A 16,479-nucleotide genomic window follows, 5' to 3' on the forward strand; every position below is an offset into this window, starting at 1 on the left:
ACGATTTGGAATGGAGGGCCAGTGCGCGACGGACCGCTGACCGGACTCCGCGTCATCGACGCCTCGACGATCCTGGCCGGGCCACTGTGCTGCCAGATCCTCGGCGACTTTGGCGCCGACGTCATCAAGATCGAGCACCCGGTAGCCGGAGACAGCATGCGGGGGCACGGCCACGCCAAGGACGGCGTGCCACTGTGGTGGAAGGAGATCTCCCGCAACAAGCGGACCGTCGGGCTGAAACTGTCCGCACCGGAGGGCGCCGACCTGCTGCTGCGCCTGGCGGCCACGGCCGACGTGCTGGTGGAGAACTTCCGCCCCGGCACGCTGGAGCGGTGGGGGATCGGCCCGGAGCAGCTGCGGGAGGTCAACCCAGGCCTGGTCCTGGTGCGCATCTCCGGCTTCGGCCAGCAGGGCCCATACGCGCACCGGCCCGGCTTCGGCACCCTCGCCGAGGCGATGAGCGGCTTCGCGCACCTCACGGGCGAACCGGACGGCCCACCGACGCTGCCGGCGTTCGGCCTGGCGGACAGCATCTGCGGCATCGCGGCGTCCTCGGCCGCCATGGTGGCGCTCTGGGCCCGCGAACGCAACGGCGGGAAGGGGCAGATCGTCGACATGAGCCTGCTCGAACCGATCATGATGGCGGTCGGGCCCGGCCCCACCGTGTACGACCAGCTCGGCGTGGTCCAGCAACGGCACGGCAACCGCTCCACGAACAACGCCCCGCGCAACACGTACCGCACCAGCGACGGCGCCTGGGTTGCCGTGTCCACCAGCGCGCAGACCATCGCCGAGCGCGTGCTGCGCCTCGTCGGCCATCCCGAGGTCATCGACGAGCCCTGGTTCGCGTCCGGACGGGAACGGGCCCAGCACGCCGACCTGCTCGACGACCTCGTCGGCGGCTGGATCGCCGAGCGCACCCGCGACGAGGTCATGCGTGCCTTCGAGGAGGCCGGCGCGGCGGTCGCACCCGTCTACAGCGCCCGCGACATCGTCGCCGACGAACACGTCCGGGCCACCGACATGGTGGTCAAGGTCCCCGACCCGGACCTCGGCGAGGTGCTCATGCACAACGTGCTGTGGCGCATGTCGGACACGCCCGGCCGGATCCGTTTCACCGGTCGGCCTCCGGGGGCCGACACCGACGATCTTCTCATCGACGAGCTCGGCTGCTCGCCCGACGACATCGCCGAGCTGCGCACCCGGGAGATCGTGGCCTGACGGCCGCCCCACGAACGTAAGGATTGCCGTGACCACAAGGAGCACCACCGCAGGGACCAGCCCGGCGACCGGAACCGAGTCGCTGTTGGCTGCCGTCCGCGCCGGAGTCCGGGCCTACGACCTGGGCCGCCGCCTGACGATCGGCATGCCGCAGTCGCCGAACCATCCACCGTTCTGGCACGCCCTTCCCCGCCGGCACGGGGACATGGTGCGGCCCGACGGCGGATCCGCCGCCAACGACATCATCACGATGGGCACCCACGTCGGCACCCACATCGACGCCTTCTCCCACGTGTCACAGGACGGGCAGCTGTTCGACGGCTCCGACGCCGCGGCGGCCGGACGCGGTGGACGTTTCGCGGCGCTGGGCGCGCACACCATCGCCCCGATGGTCCGCCGAGGCGTGCTGCTCGACGTCCCGGCCGCGCTGGGCCTGCCCGACGGCTGCGCCCCCGGGTACGAGATCACGCCGGAAGACCTGTCGAACGCGGTCCAGCGGCAGGCCACCCCGGTCCAGCCGGGCGACGTGGTGCTGGTCCGCAGCGGTTGGGGACGGCTGTTCGACCACGAGGACCGCATCCGCTACGTGGGCCACGCCACCGGCGTACCCGGCGTCGGCGCGGCTGGCGCCACCTGGCTGGCCGACCAGGGGGCGCACGCCGTCGGCGCCGACACAATCGCCTTCGAGTGCCTACGACCCGGCGCGGGCCACAGCAGCCTGCCGGCCCACCGCGTGCTGCTGGTCGAGCGCGGCGTCTACATCATCGAGACGATGGCGCTGGAGGAACTGGCCGCCGACGGCGTCCACGAGTTCCTGTTCGTGCTGTCGCCGCTGGCCATCTTCGGTGCCACCGGCTCGCCGGTCCGTCCACTGGCGGTGGTGACCAATGGCTGAGCCCACCCTCGCCGAGCAGCTCGCCGCCTTCGCAGCCCGTGCCGGCGCCACGCCGCTGCCCGAACAGGTCGCCGCCAGCGTGCGCCAACGGGTGCTGGACGTCCTCGGACTCTGCGTGGCCGCCCACCAGTTACCGACCAGCGGCGCCGCGCTGGACCTCGTGGCCGAGCAGGGCGGGCGCGGTCAGGCGCACGTCGTCGGGCTGCCCGAGGCCGTGCCTGCGGCGCAGGCCGCGTTCGGCAACGGCGTACTGGCGCACTCGCTGGACTATGACGACACCCACCTGCCCTCGGTGCTGCACCCCAGTGCCGCCGTGGTCCCCGCCGCGCTGGCCGCCGCCCAGGCCGGCGACGCTGACGGCGCCGCCCTAACGTCCGCGGTCGCGGTCGGGCTCGAGGTGACCGTACGGCTCGGAATGGCCGGCTACGACCCGGCGCTGAACAACTCGGTGTTCTTCGAGTACGGCCAGCACGCCACCTCCATCTGCGGTGCGATGGGCGGTGCCGTCGCCGCAGGCATGCTGCTGGGCCTCGACGAGCGCGGGCTACGGGACGTGCTCGGGGTGACGGCCTCGATGGCCGCCGGCGTGATCGAGGCCAACCGCACCGGCGGCACCGTGAAGCGGCTGCACTGCGGCTGGGCCGCGCACAGCGCCGTCACTGCCGCAGACCTGGTCCGACGTGGCTTCACCGGACCGCCCACGGTGCTGGAGGGCCGCTTCGGCTTCTTCACCGCGTTCCTGCGTGGACAGGCCGACCACGATCAGGTCACCGAAGGGCTCGGAGAGCGATGGGCGGTGCCGGACATCTTCTTCAAGCCGTACCCCGCCAACCACTTCACCCACGCCGCCATCGACGCGGGCTTGGCGCTGCGCGCGCAGGGGGTGCCGGTGGACCGGATCGAACACATCGAGCTGCGGGTGCCCGCCGCGGTGATCCGCACCATCGGGGAGCCGATCGCCACCAAACGCGCCCCGGACACCGGCTACCAGGCGCAGTTCAGCGGGCCGTACGCGGTCGTTGCCGGCCTCTGTGGCGGTGGCGGTCTGGGGGTCGCGTTGGGCGACTTCACCGACGAGTTGGCGCGCGACCCGCGACGCCGGTCGCTCATGGCACGCGTCGACGTGGTCCCGGACAACGAGTGCGACAAGATCTTCCCGTACCAGTTCCCGGCCGTCGTGACGGTGCGCACCGACGACGGACGGATGTGGCGCGAGAACGTGCTGACCAACCGTGGCGGCCCGCAACGGCCACTCTCCGACGCCGAGCTGGCCCTGAAGTTCCGGGACAACGTCGCCGGGCGGGTCGACCCGGAGATCGCCGATCAGGTGGTGGCCGCGGTGCTCGGTCTCGCCGAGGTCGCCGACGTCGGCGACGTGCTGCGCCCCCTGACCCGACTCCGGACCGGCTCCGACTGACCCGTCCGACTCCGACTGACGCACCGACTCCGACTCCCTGTTCCCCCATCCCAGGAGCACATCGTGGAACCTTTCGATCTCGTAGTGAAGAACGTCCGTGTGGTGCGGCACGACCAGACGGAGCCGGCGGCGCTGGACATCGGCGTCCGGGACGGCCGGGTGGCCCACCTCGCGCCGGCCATCGACACCGACGGTGCGCGGGCCGTAGTCGACGGCGGCGGCAAGCTCGCCTTTCCCGGCGTCGTCGACGCGCACCAGCACTGGGGCATCTACCACCCCTTGAGCGTGGACGCCGGCACGGAGAGCCGCGCCTGCGCGCAGGGTGGTGTAACGTCCGCGATCAACTACATCCGGACCGGGCAGTACTACCTCAACAGGGGCGGACCGTACCGGGAGTTCTTCCCCGACGTGCTCGCGGCCGCCGACCGGAAGTCCTACGTGGACTACGCGTTCCACGTCGCGCCGATGACGGCGCAGCACATCGAGGAGATCCCCGAGCTGGTCCGCGACCACGGCGTTACGTCGTTCAAGATCTTCATGTTCTACGGCGGGCACGGGCTGCACGGCCAGTCCGCCGACCAGAGCTCGTTCCTGATGATCCCGCCGGACGCCCGGTACGACTACGCCCACTTCGAGTTCGTCATGCGCGGCATCCAGGCCACCCGCGAGCGGTTCCCCGAGCTCGCCGACGCGATCTCGCTCTCCCTGCACTGCGAGACGGCGGAGATCATGCGGGCGTACACCCGGTTGGTCGAGCAGGAGGGCACACTGACCGGGCTGGCTGCGTACAGCGCCTCCCGACCGCCGCACTCCGAGGGGCTCGCGGTCAGCATCGCCGCCTACCTCGCCCACGAGACCGGCCTGCCCACCATCAACCTGCTCCACCTGTCCTCGGCGAAGGCGGTCGACGCGGCGCTGCGCATGGCGCAGGCCTTCCCGCACGTCGACTTCCGTCGCGAGGTGACCGTCGGTCACCTGCTGGCCGACATCGACACGGCCTACGGCCTGGGCGGCAAGGTCAACCCTCCGCTGCGTGCCCGGGAGGACGTCGAGGCGCTCTGGGGCTACCTGCTCGACGGCAAGCTCGACTGGGTGGTGAGCGACCATGCCTGCTGCCGCGCGGAGGTCAAGTTTGGCCAGCCCGAGGACGACGTCTTCGTCGCCAAGTCCGGCTTCGGCGGCGCCGAGTACCTGCTGCCCGGCCTGGTCAGCGAGGGCGCCAAGCGTGGCCTGTCGTACGCCCGCGTCGCCGAGCTGACCTCCTGGGCGCCGGCCCGCCGCTTCGGGTTGGCAACCAAGGGCGCCATCGCGGAGGGGCTGGACGCCGACTTCTGCCTGGTCGACCCGGATCACACCTGGACGGTACGGGCGGACGAGTCGCTGTCCGCCCAGGACTACACGCCGTTCGAGGGCATGGAGCTGACCGCCCGGGTCACCGACACGTTCCTGCGCGGAGAGCAGATCCTGCGCGACGGCAACGTGGTCGGGCAGCCGCGCGGCCGCTACCTGGCTCGCCCCACCCGCCCGTGACCGTCGGACGGAGCGTGGCGGCCGCCCGCAGCTACCTGTACGTGCCGGCGGACCAGCCGGACAAGCTGGCGCGGGCCGGTGACCGGGGTGCCGACGCCTGCATTCTCGACCTCGAGGACGCAGTCGCACCGGCGTACAAGGCCGCCGCCCGGTCGGCCGTCGGCGCGTTCCTCGCCGACGGCCCTGCGGAGCCTGCCGACCCGCAGTGGTGGGTACGCGTCAACGCGGACACCGCCGCGGCGGACATCGCGGCGGTGGCCGGCCCCAGGCTGACGGGCGTGGTGGTGCCGAAGGCGGATGTCGACCTGCTGGCCGAGGTGCACCGGCTGCTCGGCGAGGCGGAGCGGGCACGCGGACTGCCGGACGGCTCGCTGGCGGTGTTCGCGCTGCTGGAGACAGCCGGTGGCGTGCTGCGCGCCGAGGCCGTGGCCGCCGCCCCCCGGGTCGTACGGCTCGGCCTGGGTGAGGCCGACCTCGCAGCCGAGTTGTGCCTGCAACCCGGCCCGGACAAGGTGGAGCTGTGGCCGCTGCGCTCGCGTGCCGTCCTCGCCGCCGCGGCAGCCGGCATCGCTCCACCGGTGGGCCCCACGGAGACCGTCCTGCGTGATCCGGATCGCCTCGAAGCGACCAGCCGGCTCCTGCTGCGGCAGGGCTACCGTGGTCGTACGGCCATCCATCCGGCCCAGGTTGCGGTCGTCAACCGGGTGTTCTCGCCGACGCCGGCGGAGGTGGACGCCGCCCGGGACGTCGTGGATCGCCTGGCTGCCGCCGAGCGGAACGGCACGGGGGTGGCCGTCACCGCCGACGGGCGGATGATCGACGCGGCGGTTGCGCGCAGCGCGCGCGAGGTGTTGGACCGGGCGACCACGGGCCGGTAGGCCGCTGGCCCGGGGCGTTCCTCGGGCGGCGCGCCCCACCGGACCGTCCGGGCGGCGTCTTGCGAATAAAACATCATCATGTTTAGCCTCTTAAGAGAGTGGCCGAAGGGAGCTCCGCAATGGCCGTCGCCCAGGTCCCGCGGACCGCGCACCCTCAACCGTCGTCCGATCCCGCGATGCGACAGCACACCTGCCAGGTGTTCACCTGTGCGGTGACGATGGCCAGCTGCGGACCACCGACCGTGCCGTTCGCGGAGGCCGAGCGCCGCCTGCGGGCCCTGGACCGGCGATACTCCCGGTTCCGCACCGACAGCGAACTGTCCCGGCTGAACGCAGCCGCCGGGCGCTGGCACGACGTCTCCGGCGACCTGCGCGCAATGCTGAGCCACGCGCTGGCGGTCGCCGCCGCCAGCACCGACCTGGTCAACGTGGCGGTCCTGCCGCGTCTACTCGTCGCCGGCTACGTACGGTCGTGGGCCGAGGGCGCCCCCGACGCAGCACCGGCACCGCCCGTGGCACCGGTGCCACCGCTAGCGTCGATACTCGAACTGCGCGGCCGTGCGGCCCGCCTCGCGCCCGGATACGGCGTCGACGTCGGGGCGCTGGCGAAGGGCCGGTGGGCCGACGACGTGGTGACCTGGCTGGGTCCCAACTCAGCGGCCGGGGTCGGCGGAGATGTGGCGTGCCGTGGGCCGGGCCCAGACGGCGACGGCTGGCCCGTCGCCCTCCCGAACGGCGAGGTACTACTGGTACGCGACGGCGGCGTGGCCACCAGCGGTACGGCCAAGCGGCGCTGGGGCACCGACGGCCACCACCTGATCGACCCACGCACCGGTGTTCCCGCCGCGTCGGACATCGTTCAGGCCACCGTCCTCGCCGACACGGGCGCCTGCGCCGACTGGGTGGCCTCGGCGATGGTGATCGGCGGCAGCCCCGCCGCCGACCGGCTGGCCGGCCGCCCCGACGTGCACCGCGTGTGGCTGAGCCCAGCACTGGGGTCGGAAGGGGAAGCGGCGCGGTGAACAGCGACGACCGCACCTGCGCCGACCCGACTGCCGGGCGACGTCTGGTCGAGCCGGCCCGGTTCCGGGCCGCCTTCCGGCAGGTTCCCGCGCCGGTGGCGATCGTGCTCGTACCCGGCGGCGCGCTCGGCATCACCGGGATCACCTGCACGTCCGCCACGTCGCTGTCCGGCGAACCGCCGATGGCAATGCTGGCCGCCGACGAGAAGACCCGCCTCGCCCCGCTGGCCGAGCGGGCCGGCCGGTTCAGCATCAACTACCTGGCCGCGGACCGGGCCTCCTGGGCTCGTGCGTTCGCCTCCCGTGGCCGGGACCTCGATGAGCTGGCGGCGGTCGTGGTCGCTGGCCGCACCGGGGTGCCCACCCTGGCCACCGGCACCACCGCGGTCCTCGAATGCCGCACCGCCGCCGCGTACCGGGGCGGGGATCACTGGATCCTCTGCGGCGAGGTGCTGCACGCCCGATCCCAGACCGACGCCGAACCGCTGCTCTACCTCGGCGGGCGCTACGGCACCTTCCAGCCAGCCAACCCGCAACCCGGTCCGCACCCGTACCCGTAGCCCGACCCGGGCCTGTCCGCCCGCGACGACCGCAGGCACCGCATCCGGAGGCAGGAAAAGATGGCCCCACCACGTACGCGCACCATCGAGGCCGGCGGCTTCACCACCCGCTACTGGGAATGCGAACCGCCCGGGCGGCCGAAAGGGACGGTCGTCCTCGTTCACGACGGGGCATTCGGCGGCGACGCCATCGGCAGTTGGTCCGAGCTCATGCCGCTGCTGGCCGAGCATTACCGGGTGCTGGCACCGGACCTGCTCGGCTACGGCGACACCGACAAGGTCGTCTACCTGGACCGGCCGCCGTACACCTTCCGCGCCGCCCATCTCGCCGCGTTCTGCGCCGCCGTGGGCGTGGACGCCGCGCACATCGTGGGCCAGTCCTTCGGCGGCTCGCTAGTGCTGCGGGCCCTGGCCGCGCCAGCGCCGGTGCTGCCCGCGCTATCCGCGGTGAGCATCTGCGGCACCGGCGGCCCGTGGCGGTCGGCGAAGGGCATCAGCGAACTCGGGCGGTACGACGGCACCGAGCAGGACGTCCGCCGCCTCGTCGCCCTCACTGTGGACGACTACCCCGGATTCGACGAGGCCGTCCGGGTGCGGTACGCCAACACACGCAAGCCCGGACACGTGCAGGCGTGCCTCGCCGCCCGCCTGCGCCATCCGACACTGCCGAAGGCCGACGGCTCCGGAACCTGGCCGGCGGCGCTGCGGGACTGCACGGTGCCGACGCTCGTGGTCGAGGGCGCCCGCGACGACCTGCTCGAGCCAGGCTGGAGCCGGCACTTCGAAGGCCTGTCGCCGCTGGTGCGGGTGCACCGGATGGACTCCAGACACGCGCCGAACCTGGACCAGCCGGAGGCGGTCGCCGCGCTGCTGCTGGCCTTCTTCGAGGGGAGCGGACGGTGAGCCGGCTGCTGTTCCTGCACGACGTGGACGTACTGCCCGGACCTGTCGGCGCGTTGCGCCCGCTCGCCGACGGCGTCGACGTCGTCGTACCGCGCCACCCCGGGTTCGGGACCCCGGTCGACGACGTCGCTGAGCAGTGGGACAGCGTCGCCGACCTGGCGCAGCACTACCTGTCCGACGTGGTGCCCGGTCTGGTACGCAACCCGGCGGCCAGGCCGCTGCACCTGGCGGGCGCCGGTTTCGGCGGCTGGATCGCGTTGGAGATGGCGGTCCGCGCGCCGCACCTGTTCGCCTCCCTCGTCCTGACCTCGCCGTATGGGGTGAAGTTGTCCGGCCGGGACGAGCACGACTTCGCCGACATCCTGCTGCTTGACCCCGTCGAGGTGGTGGAGCTGGGCTGGGCCAACCCGGCGGCCTGTCGCGAGCTGCGGATGCCCGGATTCCCCGCCGGTCTGACCGACAGCGAGTACGAGCGCGCCTTCGCGGATCGGGCCGCCGTCGCTCGGTACGCCTGGAAGCCGTTCCTGCACGACCCGCGGCTGCGCCGGTGGCTGCACGTCGTCACCGTGCCCACGCTCGTGCTGGCGGGCGCCCGCGACCGGCTGGTGCCGCCGAAGCACAGCGCCGAGCTGGCCGGCCTACTCCCGGCGGCGAGTTTCGTCGAGGTGCCGGACGCCGGGCACTACCCGTACCTGGAGCGCCCCGACGAGTTCCACCGGCTGGTCCGATCCTTCCTGAGGGGAGTGCACCCGTGAGGCTCTACCACTTCACCGAGATGCCGTACCCGTTCGTCTCACCCGAGGCGGAGGAGGCCAACCGGGGGCTGAAATACTTCATGCCCAACCGGTACTACGACCCGGTCCGCGGCCACGAGCTATACCAGCGGTATCTCGACGAGTACGAACTCGCCGACGAACTGGGCTTCGACCTCATGGTCAACGAGCACCACCAGTCAGCGTCGACGCTGCAGGTGTCGGCCACGCTCAGCGCCGCGTCCGTGCTGCACCGGACCCGACGTGGTCGGGTGCTCGTGCTCGGCACGCCGTTGCCGCACCGGGAGAGCCCGGTGCGGGTCGCCGAGGAGATCGCGTACCTGGACGCGGTCAGCGGCGGACGCATCGACTGCGGCTTCGTCCGGGGCGTGCAGGGCGAGACGTTCCCCTCGAACCAGAACCCCGTGCACAACATGGAGATGTTCATCGAGGCGCACGACCTGATCAAGGCGGCGTGGACCCGCGGCGACGTCTTCTCCTGGGAGGGCCGGCACTACCACTACCGATACGTGAGCGTGTGGCCCCGGCCTTACCAGCAGCCGCACCCGCCGATCTGGGTCAGCGGCACCTCCACCCGCCTGGTGGAGTGGACCGCCCGGCACGGCTACACCCTGTGCAACCTGCTCGGCACCTACGACGACACCGCGACGTCCTTCCGGCTCTACCGGCGCACCGCTGTGGCGGCCGGCCAGCCCGAGCCGGGCCCGGACCGCTTCGCGTACATGGCGCTGTGCCACGTCGCCCAGACCGAGGAGCAGGCCCGCGAGACCGGCCGCAAGCTCATGTACTACCTCAGGTCCGGCCGGTTGCGGCTAGGCGCGGCCAGTCCACCCGGCTACTTCCCGCCCTCGGCGGCGGTGGCCGCGCTCCAGGGCCGGCTCGGGGCCGTGCGGCGGATGAGCTACGAGGAGCTGATCGACGCCGGCATCCTGCTGGTGGGCACACCCGACCGGGTTGCCGCGCAGATCCACGAGCTGTACGCGCAGACCGGTGCCGGGCACCTCATCCTGATGAACCATGCCGGTGACATGACAAGCAACGAGGTGCGCGACCACCTCACGCTGTTTGCTAGGGAGGTGATGCCGGCGGTGTCCGGTCTCGGTACCGACTGGCGTACGCAGGACACCACCTGGCGGGTGGACAACGACCGCACGCCGGTTCAGGCGGTTCTGTCCAGCGCCCTGTCCTGACCGGCGTCCTTACCAGCTGACGATCTCGTCGCGCAGGCCGGCGTAGTCGCGTTCGAGATGCGTGGCCAGCGCGACCATGTGCACCCGCATGAGCTCCTCGGCCACGGCCCCGTCCCCGTCGACGATGGCCTCGGCGACCGCCTGGTGCTCCCGCCGTACCTCCGCCCAGCGCTCGGGGCGGCGCTCGGCCGCGACGACCCGTTCGGTGTAGATCTCCTTCAGCGCCCGACCGAACAGGTCCAGCACGCCGTTGCCAGACACGCCGGCGACTACCCCGTGGAAGCGCTGCAGGACCGCCAGGTAGTCGCGCTCATCGCGGTCCTCCATGCTCTGGTGCTCGCCCATCGACTCGGCAAGCTCCCGCAGGCGCGCGGGATCACGGCGCTCGGCGGCCAGCCTCGCCATCATCGGCTCCATGATCACGCGGGCCTCGACCAGCTCACCGAAGGAAGTCCGGTCCATCTGTAGGAACAGCGCCAGGGTCCGGCCGAAGGTGTGCGGCTGGGCGGCCCCGACGACCGGCCCGCCGCCTCGACCGGGCCGGACCCGCACCAGGCCGTTGTTCTCGAGGATCCGTAGGGCCTCGCGCAACGTCCCGCGGCTTACCCCGTACGCCTGGAGCATCTGCGCCTCGGTGGGCAGGGCGGCGCCGGTGCGTAGCCCGTGCTCCACGATGTCCTCCACGACCTGCCGGGCCACCAGTTCGCTCATCTTCGCCGCGCGCTGACGAAACCGCGGGGTGGGCTGCGGATCGGGCATGGACCCAGTCTACGAGGCCGTGATCTCGCGGACCTGCTGGCCGTGATCGGCAGGGCAGCCGGCGGGATGCTGAGCATGATCCCGGTGAGTTTGTCCCGGACGTCGGATGCTCTGGCTGAGTCGACGGTCTCCAGGATCGCCACCGAATCGCTCCACGAGCGGCGGGCGTTCGCGGTCTCGCCGACGGCGGCGTAGGCGTCACCCAGGTGATCCAACACCTCCGCCTCGTCGAGGCGGGCGCCGACGCCGCGGAACAACCGGAGGGCGCGCTGGTAGTGCGAGATCCCCCGCCGGTAGAGGTTGGCGCGAACGAGCGCGTAGCCGAGGCTGTCCCAGGCGTTCGCCACACCCGCGGGGTTGTTCAACCGGCGGCGTGCGCCCGGATCTGGTGCCGCGGTCGGGCGGGCGCGTCGGCTCTCTTGACCGCCGGCTTACTGCTTTACTATGGTCCTAGTAAAGCAGTAAGGGGCTACCGTGTTCGTCTTCCGGCTCGACACCCACTCCGGCGTGCCGCCGTACCTGCAACTCGTCCAGCAGGTCCGCCAGGCGGTGCTGCTGGGCTTTCTCCAATCCGGTGACCGCCTCCCGCTCATCCGCGAGGTGGTCGAGGACCTGGCGATCAATCCGAACACCGTCGCCAAGGCGTACCGGCAGATGGAGCAGGAGAACCTGGTCACCGGCCGGCCCGGCCAGGGCACGTTCGTCAATGAACAGCAGTCGGCCGCGATACCGGCATCGACGTACACGTCGCTACGCCGCGGCCTGACGACCTGGCTGCGCCGCGCCTACGCGGCCGGCCTCGACGAGCAGGCGGTCAACGCGCTTCTTACTTCCGTCCACCAGCAGACCAGGAATGAGGACGTGGCGTGACAGAGACCGAGTTCGCGCTGCGCACCGACGCTGTGGGCAAGCGGTACCGGAAGGGCTGGGCGCTGCGCGACTGCACCCTGGCCCTGCCGGCGGGCGGCGTGATCGCCCTGGTCGGGCCGAACGGCGCGGGCAAGACCACGCTGCTGCGCCTGGTCGTCGGGTTGCTGGCACCGAGCACCGGCACGGTGGAGGTCCTCGGCCACGACGTCACCGCCAGCACCCCGCAAACTCTGTCCCGGGTCGGGTTCCTGGCCCAGGACCACCCGCTGTACAAGCGCTTCACCGTCGCCGAGATGCTCCGCTTCGGCCGGGCCTGCAACCTGCGGTTCGACCAGGGGCTAGCCGAGCGCCGGCTGGCGAAGCTGGGCATCCCGCTCGACTGCAGGGCCGGTACGCTCTCCGGCGGGCAGCAGGCCCAGGTCGCGATGGCTCTGGCCCTGGCGAAGCGGCCGGACCTGCTCGTCCTCGACGAGCCGGTGGCCAGCCTCGACCCGCTGGCCCGGCACGAGTTCCTGCAGGTCCTCATGGGCGCGGTGGCCGAAGGCGGGGTGACCGTCCTGTTCTCCTCCCACGTCGTGCACGAGCTGGAGCGCGTCTGCGACCACCTGGTCGTGCTTAACCACGGGCGGGTCACGCTCACCGGTGACATCGACACCCTCCTCGCCGAGCACCGGCTGCTCGTCGGCCCGCGCACGGCCGCCGACCTCGACCGGGCCGGCCCCGTCGTGGAGGCCGTCCACAGCGACCGGCACACGACCCTGCTGGTACGCGACGGCGCGATCCCGGCCGCGCCTGGGTGGCAGGCCCAGCCGGTCGCGCTGGAGGACCTGGTGCTGGCGTACCTGCGCCGGCCGTCCGAGGCGAGCGCTGCGGTCACGTCGGGGGTGGCGGCATGGCGTGGTTGATCTGGCGCCAGCACCGGACCGAGGTCTGCGTCCTGGGTCTGCTTGTCGGCATGTTCGGCATTGCCCTGCTCGTGCTCGGGACGCAGGCCCACGACCTGTTCCCCGGCGGTCCCGCCCGGTGTGCGGGAGAGGCCGGTATCAACGAGGCCTGCGCTGCCTCCTTCCGCCGGCTCGACGAGGAGTACGGGTACGTCGAGAACCTCCTGGCGGGCTTCTATCTGGTCCCCGTCGTCATCGGTGCGTTCCTCGGTGCGCCGCTGCTCGCGCGCGAACTGGAGGACGGCACCTGGCAGCTCGCCTGGACGCAGGCCGTGCCGCGGATGCGCTGGCTGGCGGCCAAGCTCGCGGCACTGGCGGGCGTCACCGTCACGCTCACCGGGATGTTCACCGCGGTGCTCACCTGGTTCCGTCAGCCATTCGACGCGTGGGAAGGGCGGTTCCAGTACGACGCCTTCGACCTGGAGGGACTTGTTGCGGTGGCGTACGCGCTGTTCGCGTTCGGCGTCGCCACCGCCGCCGGGGCGATCCTGCGGCGCAGCCTGCCCGCGTTCGGCGTCGCGTTCGGGGCGTTCCTCGCCGCCCGGATGCCGGTGGCGCTGTTGGCCCGTCCCGCGTACGCCACGCCGCTCACCACCATGGAGCCGGTCCCCGTCGGCGGCTCGAAGGACCAGGCGGGCCACCGGCCCGTGTCCAGCTTCGCTGACTGGGTGATCGAACACGGCTACGCAGACGCCACTGGGCGCAGGCTGAGCTGGACCGAGTACTACGAACTGGAGGCCGCCGCCAACCGGGCCGGCACCAACCTCAACCAGTTCCTGCACGCGCGGGGCATCCAGCAGTTCAAGGTCTACCACCCGGCCGACCGGTTCTGGACGTTCCAGCTCATCGAGGCGGCCCTGTTCGTCGCCGTCGCGGCGGTCCTGATCGGTGTGGTGGTGTGGCGGGTACGGCGCCGTATGATCTAGTGCCCTGACCACAAACGTTCACGGTGTTGGTTGACACGCTGTTCGGCTTGTCGGCCGGGGCGGCGTGTCGCCGTTCACGCTGTGTGGATGGCGGAGCTGGGCTTCCCCCGGGGGGTGTGGACACCGGGTTATGCCGCGATCGGTAGCAGCGTAGTGGGTTCGAGGGTTCGTTCGTACTCGGCAGGGCTGCGGTAGCCGAGGGCGGAGTGGCGACGGCGGTGGTCGTAGAAGGCGATCCAGCGGAAGATGTCGCGTCGGGCGTCGGCCTCGCTGTTCCAGCGTCGACGGTCGACGGCGAGTTCGCGTTTGAGGGTGGCGAAGAACGCCTCCGCGAGGGCGTTGTCGAACGATGAGCCGATGCGGCCATCGAGCGGCGCACGCCGTGGCGGTGGCAGACGTCGGCGAAACCGCGCTGCCGTACCGGGCGCCGCGGTCGCTGTGAAAGATCACTCCGGGTCCGGCCGACCTGCGCAGAGCCCCAGGTCAACGCGCTGAGCACTGACGTCTCTGTCGCGAACCTACATCGAGCGCCCAGACTTGTGCATTACCGCTGCCCAGCAGGTCGACTGCCGGGCGGGGCCGGTTGAGCTGTTCAGCAGGAGATAGTCGTTCCCACGCTCGCGGGGGTGGACCTCGGTAGCCTGCTATCCGCGCTCGTCCGAAGGCTGCTCTTTCGTCAAGTGGAGCAGCCACCCCTCGCCGGTGCGGATGAGCGCGTATCGCCGGCGGCCGGTGCGGCCGTGCAACGTAAACAGCATGCGGCGCTCGGTGCGGTCGTGCTCCTCCCACGTGCCGATGTCGGCGATCGACTTGTCGGCGTCCTCGTAGGTGAGGTGATCAAGGTGGTGGTCGGGCACGGCGATCGCGAGCCGGTTGTCACTGGGATCGTCCGGCAGGCCGCGAGGCACCGCCCATGAGCGCAGCACTCCATTCTCCTCGAGCCGCAGGTCAAAGTGCGGTCGTGGTTTGCGGTGGTGGTGCAGGACGAAGACGAGCGGCACCCTTTCCATTGTGGTCGCCCGCCGACTCTGCCGCCCGTCAAATGCGCACGCTGAGTGCGTTACCGCTCAACAGCAGAGGCGGCCTTCGCACCGACGAGGTCCTGGTACAACGCCCAGTCCGGCTCGGTCTCGGCTGCGGCGTGCACACTGACGTACCCGCCGCCGGCGGTGACGTGACTTTCGAACGCGGCCTGCTGGCTGGGGTTGAGGACGTCGCCGGCGGTGTTGAGGAACACCACCGCCCGGAACTTGGCGAGGTTGGTCGTGGTGAACGCGCCGGCGTCCTGGGCCACGGTCGCCGTGAAGCCGTTGACTTGGGCGAGGGCGCGGATGCCCGCCACACCGTCCGGAATGCACGGCCGGCGCTCTCCGGCCGTCCTGGTGAAGACCAGTGCCGCCACCGTCCTCGCCATCCCACCACCATCCCAACACCCTAGGCCTGCGGGTCACCGTGACCGTCGTGGCCGCGTCGTGGCAGGACCGCGACGGCGCCAAGACCGCCCTGCTGAGCGCCTACATGGTCACACCGATCCGACACGTCTTCGCCGACCAGGGCTTCACCGGACGACTCGTCGACTGGACCCGCGACACCCTGCGCACCATCCGACAATGCGTCGCAACGGCCCAGCGGCGGCTCAGGCTGTCGGTCGGTGGGAGCCACGGTTGGGAGCCACCTGGGCGAACGGGTGCGGACGAGACCGGACCGTCCCAGTTGGCGACGCGGTGTCCGCTCTTCGGCACGTCCGGACGCGAGTCATCTCTGAGAACGGTCACCGAATGTAAAGCGAACTTGCGCAGCGGGCCGGCGTTCGGGCGGTGAGAAATGAGCTCGTCCCGGCCCTTCCCAGCGATGTGCGCAGCCAGCTCGTCGACGAGAAACCGCGGAATCGGAACCGACCGGCGCTGGTGTTCATGGGCGTCCCCTCGACCAGCTCCCCACCGACCTCCGCGAGCGCCACGGCCACCGTCACCCGACGCCGCAGCAGATCCAGTCGCGACACCCGCAGCGCCGACGCCTCACCCCTCCCAGACCCGTGTACGCAAGAAACCGGACCAGCAGCCCGTAGCGCCCGGATGCCTCCGCGAGCCTCGCCACCTCGTCGTGGTCGAGAAACACAGGCTCCTCACCGGCCTGCTCCTCGTCGCCGCCCTCGACGGCCCGCAGGACACCGACCTGAGGTGACGATGCCCCTCAGGCGAACGGGACGGTGGTCGCGATGAAGCGGTCGGGGCGCACGATCTTGGCTTGCCCTTTTGCAAACCCATCCACGTTGGCGAAGACCGCGCCGCGCGCGGTGAGCCACGCCCTGGTGCCGTGGTCGAGGGTGCCGGCGTCGCCGCAGATAACGCCCCACCGGTTGCCTAGCAGCGCGTCGAGGTTGGTGCGCCGGCCGTTGATGACGAGCGGGGCATCGGGCAGCTGCCGGGCGCCGCCGGGGAGGCGCTCAGGCGCTGCGGCTGCCTTGGCTACGCGCGCGTCGAGGCCGGGGAGCAACCCTGCGGTCCGCACGAACCCGCGCAGCGCGGCTGCTGTGAGACGGTTGCGGCCGAGCATGACCCGGCCGGTGAGTAGCGCGGTGCGGGTCATCC

At 71.5% G+C, this 16,479-nt stretch carries 20 protein-coding genes; 14 read left to right on the forward strand and 6 right to left on the reverse strand.

Annotated elements, in window-relative coordinates; genetic code table 11:
• Positions 1-21: 21 nt before the first annotated feature.
• From ACFYPD_RS27375 to ACFYPD_RS27420, 10 genes are all read left to right on the forward strand, one after another.
• A complete protein-coding gene (locus tag ACFYPD_RS27375) occupies positions 22-1,221 on the forward strand; it encodes a CaiB/BaiF CoA transferase family protein (protein ID WP_387119331.1) in 1,200 nt (399 codons plus the stop codon).
• A gap of 28 nt (positions 1,222-1,249) precedes the next feature.
• A complete protein-coding gene (locus ACFYPD_RS27380) occupies positions 1,250-2,116 on the forward strand; it encodes a cyclase family protein (protein ID WP_387119334.1) in 867 nt (288 codons plus the stop codon).
• A complete protein-coding gene (locus tag ACFYPD_RS27385; protein WP_387119337.1) occupies positions 2,109-3,533 on the forward strand; it encodes an MmgE/PrpD family protein in 1,425 nt (474 codons plus the stop codon). Before ACFYPD_RS27380 ends, ACFYPD_RS27385 begins: the two co-directional genes overlap by 8 nt.
• Before the next feature lie 84 nt (positions 3,534-3,617).
• Positions 3,618-5,063, forward strand: coding sequence for a dihydroorotase family protein (locus ACFYPD_RS27390; RefSeq protein ID WP_387119340.1), 1,446 nt, complete (start codon positions 3,618-3,620; stop codon positions 5,061-5,063).
• Positions 5,060-5,941 carry an HpcH/HpaI aldolase/citrate lyase family protein gene (locus tag ACFYPD_RS27395; RefSeq protein ID WP_387119342.1) on the forward strand — a complete coding sequence of 294 codons (882 nt, stop codon included), beginning with the start codon at positions 5,060-5,062 and terminating at the stop codon, positions 5,939-5,941. The genes ACFYPD_RS27390 and ACFYPD_RS27395 overlap by 4 nt, the downstream gene beginning before the upstream one ends.
• Positions 5,942-6,117: 176 nt before the next feature.
• The gene (locus ACFYPD_RS27400) at positions 6,118-6,963 is read left to right on the forward strand and encodes an FAD:protein FMN transferase (RefSeq protein ID WP_387119345.1); all 846 of its coding nucleotides are present in this window, start codon (positions 6,118-6,120) and stop codon (positions 6,961-6,963) included.
• Positions 6,960-7,523 (forward strand): flavin reductase family protein, encoded by a 564-nt coding sequence (locus ACFYPD_RS27405; protein ID WP_387119347.1) that lies wholly within the window; start codon positions 6,960-6,962, stop codon positions 7,521-7,523. The genes ACFYPD_RS27400 and ACFYPD_RS27405 overlap by 4 nt, the downstream gene beginning before the upstream one ends.
• Before the next feature lie 60 nt (positions 7,524-7,583).
• Positions 7,584-8,426: an alpha/beta fold hydrolase gene (locus tag ACFYPD_RS27410; protein WP_387119349.1), complete on the forward strand. Its 843-nt coding sequence runs from the start codon at positions 7,584-7,586 to the stop codon at positions 8,424-8,426.
• Complete coding sequence (locus tag ACFYPD_RS27415; RefSeq protein ID WP_387119351.1) at positions 8,423-9,181, forward strand: alpha/beta fold hydrolase; 759 nt, start codon at positions 8,423-8,425, stop codon at positions 9,179-9,181. Before ACFYPD_RS27410 ends, ACFYPD_RS27415 begins: the two co-directional genes overlap by 4 nt.
• Positions 9,178-10,389 (forward strand): LLM class flavin-dependent oxidoreductase, encoded by a 1,212-nt coding sequence (locus ACFYPD_RS27420; protein WP_387119353.1) that lies wholly within the window; start codon positions 9,178-9,180, stop codon positions 10,387-10,389. Before ACFYPD_RS27415 ends, ACFYPD_RS27420 begins: the two co-directional genes overlap by 4 nt.
• Before the next feature lie 9 nt (positions 10,390-10,398).
• Here the strand turns inward: ACFYPD_RS27420 and ACFYPD_RS27425 are convergent, their stop codons facing one another.
• Together ACFYPD_RS27425 and ACFYPD_RS27430 are read right to left on the reverse strand one after the other, a co-directional pair.
• The gene (locus ACFYPD_RS27425) at positions 10,399-11,148 is read right to left on the reverse strand and encodes a FadR/GntR family transcriptional regulator (RefSeq protein WP_387119356.1); all 750 of its coding nucleotides are present in this window, start codon (positions 11,146-11,148) and stop codon (positions 10,399-10,401) included.
• Positions 11,097-11,495: a tetratricopeptide repeat protein gene (locus ACFYPD_RS27430; RefSeq protein ID WP_387119359.1), complete on the reverse strand. Its 399-nt coding sequence runs from the start codon at positions 11,493-11,495 to the stop codon at positions 11,097-11,099. Before ACFYPD_RS27430 ends, ACFYPD_RS27425 begins: the two co-directional genes overlap by 52 nt.
• A gap of 127 nt (positions 11,496-11,622) precedes the next feature.
• On the opposite strand from ACFYPD_RS27430, the gene ACFYPD_RS27435 reads away from it, so the two are divergent.
• From ACFYPD_RS27435 to ACFYPD_RS27445, 3 genes are read left to right on the forward strand one after another with little or no spacing between them, the layout of a single operon-like run.
• Complete coding sequence (locus ACFYPD_RS27435; protein ID WP_387119362.1) at positions 11,623-12,018, forward strand: GntR family transcriptional regulator; 396 nt, start codon at positions 11,623-11,625, stop codon at positions 12,016-12,018.
• The gene (locus ACFYPD_RS27440) at positions 12,015-12,923 is read left to right on the forward strand and encodes an ABC transporter ATP-binding protein (RefSeq protein WP_387119365.1); all 909 of its coding nucleotides are present in this window, start codon (positions 12,015-12,017) and stop codon (positions 12,921-12,923) included. Before ACFYPD_RS27435 ends, ACFYPD_RS27440 begins: the two co-directional genes overlap by 4 nt.
• Positions 12,911-13,888: an ABC transporter permease subunit gene (locus ACFYPD_RS27445; protein ID WP_387119368.1), complete on the forward strand. Its 978-nt coding sequence runs from the start codon at positions 12,911-12,913 to the stop codon at positions 13,886-13,888. Before ACFYPD_RS27440 ends, ACFYPD_RS27445 begins: the two co-directional genes overlap by 13 nt.
• Positions 13,889-14,016: 128 nt before the next feature.
• Here the strand turns inward: ACFYPD_RS27445 and ACFYPD_RS27450 are convergent, their stop codons facing one another.
• From ACFYPD_RS27450 to ACFYPD_RS27460, 3 genes are all read right to left on the reverse strand, one after another.
• Positions 14,017-14,283: an integrase core domain-containing protein gene (locus tag ACFYPD_RS27450; protein ID WP_387119401.1), complete on the reverse strand. Its 267-nt coding sequence runs from the start codon at positions 14,281-14,283 to the stop codon at positions 14,017-14,019.
• Positions 14,284-14,532: 249 nt separating this feature from the next.
• Positions 14,533-14,898: a DNA polymerase ligase N-terminal domain-containing protein gene (locus ACFYPD_RS27455; RefSeq protein ID WP_387119371.1), complete on the reverse strand. Its 366-nt coding sequence runs from the start codon at positions 14,896-14,898 to the stop codon at positions 14,533-14,535.
• 50 nt (positions 14,899-14,948) lie between these two features.
• Positions 14,949-15,302: a ThuA domain-containing protein gene (locus ACFYPD_RS27460; RefSeq protein WP_387119374.1), complete on the reverse strand. Its 354-nt coding sequence runs from the start codon at positions 15,300-15,302 to the stop codon at positions 14,949-14,951.
• 47 nt (positions 15,303-15,349) lie between these two features.
• Here ACFYPD_RS27460 and ACFYPD_RS27465 point away from each other — a divergent pair, with 47 nt between their 5' ends.
• Positions 15,350-15,709: a hypothetical protein gene (locus ACFYPD_RS27465; RefSeq protein ID WP_387119377.1), complete on the forward strand. Its 360-nt coding sequence runs from the start codon at positions 15,350-15,352 to the stop codon at positions 15,707-15,709.
• Between the two features lie 372 nt (positions 15,710-16,081).
• On the opposite strand, the gene ACFYPD_RS27470 is transcribed toward ACFYPD_RS27465, so the two are convergent.
• Positions 16,082-16,479 (reverse strand): hypothetical protein (locus tag ACFYPD_RS27470; protein ID WP_387119380.1); only part of this gene is annotated, 398 nt, incomplete at its 5' end.

The sequence above is a fragment of the Micromonospora sp. NPDC005299 genome (assembly GCF_042872345.1).
In the GTDB taxonomy this organism is placed as follows: domain Bacteria; phylum Actinomycetota; class Actinomycetes; order Mycobacteriales; family Micromonosporaceae; genus Micromonospora.

Bases quoted from the DNA above. Each gene is read 5' to 3' on its own strand.
- ACFYPD_RS27460 (WP_387119374.1), bottom strand. From the start codon at position 15,302: ATGGCGAGGACGGTGGCGGCACTGGTCTTCACCAGGACGGCCGGAGAG.
- ACFYPD_RS27385 (WP_387119337.1), top strand. From the start codon at position 2,109: ATGGCTGAGCCCACCCTCGCCGAGCAGCTCGCCGCCTTCGCAGCCCGT.
- ACFYPD_RS27425 (WP_387119356.1), bottom strand. From the start codon at position 11,148: ATGCCCGATCCGCAGCCCACCCCGCGGTTTCGTCAGCGCGCGGCGAAG.
- ACFYPD_RS27410 (WP_387119349.1), top strand. From the start codon at position 7,584: ATGGCCCCACCACGTACGCGCACCATCGAGGCCGGCGGCTTCACCACC.
- ACFYPD_RS27455 (WP_387119371.1), bottom strand. From the start codon at position 14,898: ATGGAAAGGGTGCCGCTCGTCTTCGTCCTGCACCACCACCGCAAACCA.
- ACFYPD_RS27445 (WP_387119368.1), top strand. From the start codon at position 12,911: ATGGCGTGGTTGATCTGGCGCCAGCACCGGACCGAGGTCTGCGTCCTG.
- ACFYPD_RS27400 (WP_387119345.1), top strand. From the start codon at position 6,118: ATGCGACAGCACACCTGCCAGGTGTTCACCTGTGCGGTGACGATGGCC.